The organism is Sphingomonas bacterium, assembly GCF_903643065.1.
Taxonomy (GTDB): domain Bacteria; phylum Pseudomonadota; class Alphaproteobacteria; order Sphingomonadales; family Sphingomonadaceae; genus Sphingomonas.
This window is the reverse complement of the sequence record NZ_CAHJWX010000200.1, coordinates 1-4,972: the sequence shown is the minus strand read 5'-3', so window position 1 is coordinate 4,972 and position 4,972 is coordinate 1. Positions and strand designations below refer to the sequence as shown.

At 69.9% G+C, this 4,972-nt stretch carries 6 protein-coding genes and 1 tRNA gene; 3 read left to right on the top strand and 4 right to left on the bottom strand.

The window, feature by feature from the left end; genetic code table 11:
- From HUU95_RS08285 to yajC, 4 genes are all read right to left on the bottom strand, one after another.
- Positions 1 to 344, bottom strand: a 344-nt coding sequence (locus HUU95_RS08285) for an Mth938-like domain-containing protein (RefSeq protein ID WP_174279687.1), incomplete at its 3' end; no start/stop codon positions are given.
- A gap of 10 nt (positions 345 to 354) precedes the next feature.
- Complete coding sequence (gene secF, locus HUU95_RS08280) at positions 355 to 1,338, bottom strand: protein translocase subunit SecF (protein WP_174279686.1); 984 nt, start codon at positions 1,336 to 1,338, stop codon at positions 355 to 357.
- Between the two features lie 97 nt (positions 1,339 to 1,435).
- On the bottom strand, positions 1,436 to 3,037 hold the full coding sequence (gene secD, locus HUU95_RS08275) for a protein translocase subunit SecD (protein WP_174279685.1): 1,602 nt from the start codon (positions 3,035 to 3,037) through the stop codon (positions 1,436 to 1,438).
- A gap of 11 nt (positions 3,038 to 3,048) precedes the next feature.
- Positions 3,049 to 3,390: a preprotein translocase subunit YajC gene (yajC, locus tag HUU95_RS08270; RefSeq protein ID WP_174279684.1), complete on the bottom strand. Its 342-nt coding sequence runs from the start codon at positions 3,388 to 3,390 to the stop codon at positions 3,049 to 3,051.
- A 169-nt stretch (positions 3,391 to 3,559) separates the two neighbouring features.
- Here yajC and HUU95_RS08265 point away from each other — a divergent pair.
- The 3 genes from HUU95_RS08265 (at position 3,560) to HUU95_RS08255 (ending at position 4,950) form a co-directional block, all read left to right on the top strand.
- Positions 3,560 to 3,636: transfer RNA gene (locus HUU95_RS08265), tRNA-Pro, on the top strand.
- A gap of 121 nt (positions 3,637 to 3,757) precedes the next feature.
- Positions 3,758 to 4,225 carry a sterol desaturase family protein gene (locus HUU95_RS08260; protein ID WP_174279683.1) on the top strand — a complete coding sequence of 156 codons (468 nt, stop codon included), beginning with the start codon at positions 3,758 to 3,760 and terminating at the stop codon, positions 4,223 to 4,225.
- Positions 4,222 to 4,950: a fatty acid desaturase gene (locus HUU95_RS08255; protein WP_174279682.1), complete on the top strand. Its 729-nt coding sequence runs from the start codon at positions 4,222 to 4,224 to the stop codon at positions 4,948 to 4,950. Before HUU95_RS08260 ends, HUU95_RS08255 begins: the two co-directional genes overlap by 4 nt.
- Positions 4,951 to 4,972: the final 22 nt, after the last annotated feature.

Here is a 4,972-nt window from a genome sequence, read left to right as displayed (position 1 = left end):
GCGACCAGCCGTCCTTCGCCACGCAGCACGCCCCAGCCGCGCGCCGCCGCGCGGCTGTCCATCGGTTCGATGCCGAGCCCCGCCGCGTCCAGCGCGCGGGTGAGCGCGAGGGGAGGGCGCCGCAGCGATCCGCCGGTGCCGAGCAGGATGAACTCCGGCCGCGCCGCGACCAACGGCGCCAGATCGTCGATCCCGAGCGCGTCCAGCGGCGGCGGCGTCCAGGCGACCGCGTCCGTCACCGTCAGCAACACCGCGCGGAACCGCTCCTCGCCCACCCGGAACCCGCCCGGGCCGAAGCCGGTGACGATCGGCCCGGGGCCGGTCTGGTCGCGCGAGACCTGCACGCGGGGCGTCCTACAGCTTCCTGGGGGTGATCCGCTCCGCGTCCCCCATCCGCTCGCGCTTGTCGAGCGTGCCCGGCTTCTCGCGGGTCGGCTCGGCGCGCAGGCCCAGCGTGATGAGCAGCGACGAGGACACGTAGATCGACGAATAGGTGCCCACGAAGATGCCCAGGATCATCGCGGCGGTGAACCCGCGCAGCACGTGCCCGCCCAGCAGCAGCAGCGCGAACAGCGCGAGCAGGATCGTAAGCGAGGTCATGACGGTGCGCGGCAGCGTCTCGTTGACGCTGGTGTTGATGATCTCGCGCATCTCCATCTTGCGATACCGGCGCATGTTCTCGCGGATGCGGTCGTCGATCACGATCTTGTCGTTGATCGAATAGCCGATGATGGTCAGCACCGCCGCGACGATGTTGAGATCGAACTCGAACCGCGTCAGCGCGAAGAAGCCCAGCGTCATCAGCAGGTCGTGGATGATCGCCACCACCGTCGACACGCCGAACTGCCATTCGAAGCGCAGGATCGCGAACAGGCCGATGCCCAGGATCGCGAGCACCACCGCGAGCGCGCCGTTGCGGATCAGCTCGCCCGACACCTTGCCCGACACGGTGGAATAGCGGGAGAAGGTCGCGCCGGGGAAGCGCCGGGCCAGTTCGGCCTCGACCTTCCTCACCGCCGCGTTGGTCGCGCCCTCGTTCGCGCCGGCCTGCACGGGCAGGCGGATGTTGAGCGTCCGCCCGTCGCCCACCGGCTGGATGAAGGCCTCGCCGACGCCCAGCCGGTCCACCGCCTGGCGCACCTGGTCGATCGGCGGCGTGGCGGCGAACTTCTCCTCGATCATCAGCCCGCCGACGAAGTCGACACCGAAGTTCAGCCCGCGCGCATAGGTCAGCCCGATCGCGAGCACCGACAGGATCAGCGTGATCGCGAAGGCGAGCCGGCGCAGCCGGACGAAGTCGATATTGGTGTGATCGGGGACGATCTTCAGGAGGCGCATAGAACTATCCTGGCAACACCACCCCCGTTCGTCCCGAGCGAAGTCGAGGGACAGGATGGTGCCTCGACTTCGCTCGGCACGAACGGAGGGTGGGCGCTCATATGTTGATCGCCTGCGGCCGGTTGCGCCGGATCCATTGCGCGGTGAGCATCCGGGTGAACGTCACCGCCGTGAACACCGACGTCACGATGCCGATCAGCAGCACCACCGCGAAGCCCTTGACCGGGCCGGACCCCAGGAACGCCATCACGATGCCGGAGATGGCGTGCGTCGCATTCGCCTCGAAGATCGTCCGGCTGGCCTCCTTGTAGCCCAGCTCCACCGCCTGGACGACCGATCGCCCGCGCCGCCGTTCCTCGCGGATGCGCTCGTTGATCAGCACGTTGGCGTCCACCGCCGTGCCGATCGTCAGCACGAAGCCGGCGATGCCGGGCAGGGTCAGCGTGCCGCCGATCACCGCCAGCACGCCCAGGATCACGAAGACGTTGATCACGACCGCGATGTTCGCATAGGCGCCGAAGCGGCCATAGGTCACGAACATGAACGCGACGACGAGCACGACCGCCACGATCGACGCCAGGATGCCGGCGTTGATCGAGTCCTTGCCCAGGTCCGGGCCGACGGTCGATTCCTCGATCACCTTAAGGTTGATGGTCAGCTTGCCCGAGCGCAGCGCGATGGCGAGCTGGTTGGCGCTGTCGACGGTGAACCCGCCGCCCGAGATCGAGGCGCGGCCACCCAGGATCGGCTCGTTGATGTTGGGGGCGCTGATCACCTGATTGTCGATGATGATCGCGAAGGGCTTGCCGACATTCTCCTGCGTCACCCGCCCGAAGCGGCGGCCGCCGGGCCCGTCGAAGGTCATGGAGACATCGGGCTGGTTCCGGTCGTCATAGGTCTGGCGCGCGTCGACCAGGTCCTCGCCACGGATGATCGCGGAGCGCTTCACCGCGATCCTGGCGGCGCCGCCGGCAAAGGGCAGCACCTGGCTGCCGGTGGGCGCGCGGTTCTGCGCCAGCGCGGCGGTGTCCTTGCTCGCGTCGATGTCGACCAGCTTGAATTCCAGCTTGGCGGTCTTGCCCAGCAGGTCCTTGAGCGCCTGCGGATCCTGGAGCCCGGGGACCTGCACGACGATGCGGTTGGTGCCCTGGCCGATGATCGTCGGCTCCTTGGTGCCGAGCGCGTCGATGCGGCGGCGGACGACCTCGATCGCCCCCTTCATCGCCGCCTCCAGCGCCAGCTGCTGGCCGGCTTGGGTCTGCTTGAGCACGAAGCGGCTCGTGTCGACGACCTGGATATCCCACTGCCGCTGCCCGCTCATGCCCGCGCCGCCGCCGGTCAGCGTCAGCAGCCGCTCGCGCGCGGCGTCGACCTGCGTCGGATCGCGCAGGAGGAACGAGAGCTGGCCGCCCTGCGTCGAGATGTCGCCGATCTCGATGCGCGGGGTGCCGCGCCGCATCTCCGCTTGGATGCCGTCGCGCATCGTCTCCAGCGTCGTGGTGGCGAGGTCGGCGGTGTCGCCCTCCAGCAGCAGATAGCTGCCGCCCGCCAGGTCGAGGCCCAAATTGATGCGCCGGTGCGGGATCGCGCCCCAGCGGGCGGTCGCCGTCTCGGGCAGGAACGAGGGCACGGCGAGCAGGCAGAGGACGGCGAGCAGCCCCCAGATCCAGATCACCTTCCAGCGCGGGAAATCCAGCATCGCGGCCGCGCTCAGTCGTTGGCCGGCTTGACGCCGGCGCCCGTCACCTCGGCCAGCGTCGCCTTGACGACGCGCACGCGCGTGGTGGGCGCGATCTCCACCTCGACGAACCGCTCTTCCACCTTGGTGACGCGGCCGACCAGCCCGCCGGCGGTGATCACCTGATCGCCCTTCTTCACCGCCGCGATCGCGTTGGCCAGCGTGCGCGCGCGCTGCTGCTGCGGGCGGATCAGCAGGAACCAGAAGGCGACCATGATCGCGGCGAAGGGCGCGACGCTGACCAGCAGCGCGGCGATGCCGCCGGCGGCCGGCGTGCCGCCTGCGACCTGGGCATCAGCGGGGGAGATGAGCATCGGTTCTCTTGAATGATGAGGGCGCGGGCCCCGGCCCGACGTGGCGGGCGCGCTAGCATCGCGGGAACCGGCGCGCAATCGGCGGGCCACGCGGGTTGCATCCGTCGCCCCGCCCGCGTAGGCACGCCGCTCCCGCGATGCCGCCCCGGTGGCGTTCGCGCGTGACGGTCGGGGCGTAGCGCAGCCTGGTAGCGCATCACACTGGGGGTGTGGGGGTCGCAGGTTCGAATCCTGTCGCCCCGACCAACGCGCGGCGGACCCGCATCGATGATCCAGGTCGCGATCGGGCCCTCCCATCCCGCGCGTCAGCGACTATATCAACGTCGACGGACCAACGTGCCGGTGACGTCAAAGGATCGGGTGGCGCATGGCGTGGTATGGCAAGCTCGCGCTGGTGGTCGGCATGGTGGTGCTGATGGAGTGCCTCGCCTGGGCGACGCATAAATATGTTATGCATGGCTGGGGCTGGCGTTGGCACCGCTCGCATCACGAGCCGCGTGCCGGCGCGCTGGAAAAGAACGACCTGTACGCCGTCGCGTTCACGGGCGTGGTGCTCGCCCTGTTCACGGTCGGCCTGCGCTGGGCGCCGCTGTGGTGGGCCGCGCTGGGCATCACCGTCTATGGCGGCATCTATTTCTTCGTCCACGACATGATGGTGCACCAGCGGTTCGGGCTGCGCTGGGTGCCACGGCGCGGCTATGCGCGGCGGCTGTTCCAGGCGCACCGGCTGCACCATGCGGTCAAGGGCCGCGACGGTGGCGTCAGCTTCGGCTTCCTGCTCGCGCCCAACCCGGCCAGGCTCAAGCGCGCGCTCGCGGACCGGCCGGAGCGATGATCGCCGCCCGCCGCGACACGGGCATCGGCCTCGCGCTGGCGGCCGCGATCGCCGGGGGCTGGGTGACGCTGCACGTCGCGGGCGTGTTCTTGTGGACTTGGCATGTCGCCACCGTCCCGCTCGCCGCCGCGCTGATCCTCGTCCAGGCGTGGCTGAGCACCGGCCTGTTCATCGTCGCGCATGATTGCATGCACGGCTCGCTGGTGCCGGGCCGGCGGCGCGCGAACACCGTCATCGGCACGCTGTGCCTGGGCGCCTATGCCGCGCTGTCCTATGCGACGCTGCACCCCAAGCACCATGCGCACCACGCGGCGCCGGGGACGGCGAGCGATCCCGATTTCCACGCGGACGCGCCGCGCCGGATGGTGCCGTGGTTCGCCAGCTTCTTCCGCAGCTATTACACGCACGGGCAGATCGCGCGGATCACCGTCGTCGCGATCGCCTATCTGCTGGCGGGCGCGTCGCTCGCCAATATCGTCGCCTTCTGGGCGGTGCCGGCGCTGCTCGCGCTGGTGCAGCTGTTCGTGTTCGGCACGTTTCTGCCGCACCGGCACGAGGACCGGCCCTTCGCCGACGCGCACAACGCGCGCAGCAACGGCCTGTCGCCGGCCGCGTCGCTGCTGACCTGCTTCCATTTCGGCGCTTATCATCACGAGCATCACCTCAGCCCGCGCACGCCCTGGTGGCGGCTGCCCCGGCTCAGGATGCGGCCAGCGCCGCGCTGATCGCGGCGGCCGCGGCGGCGGC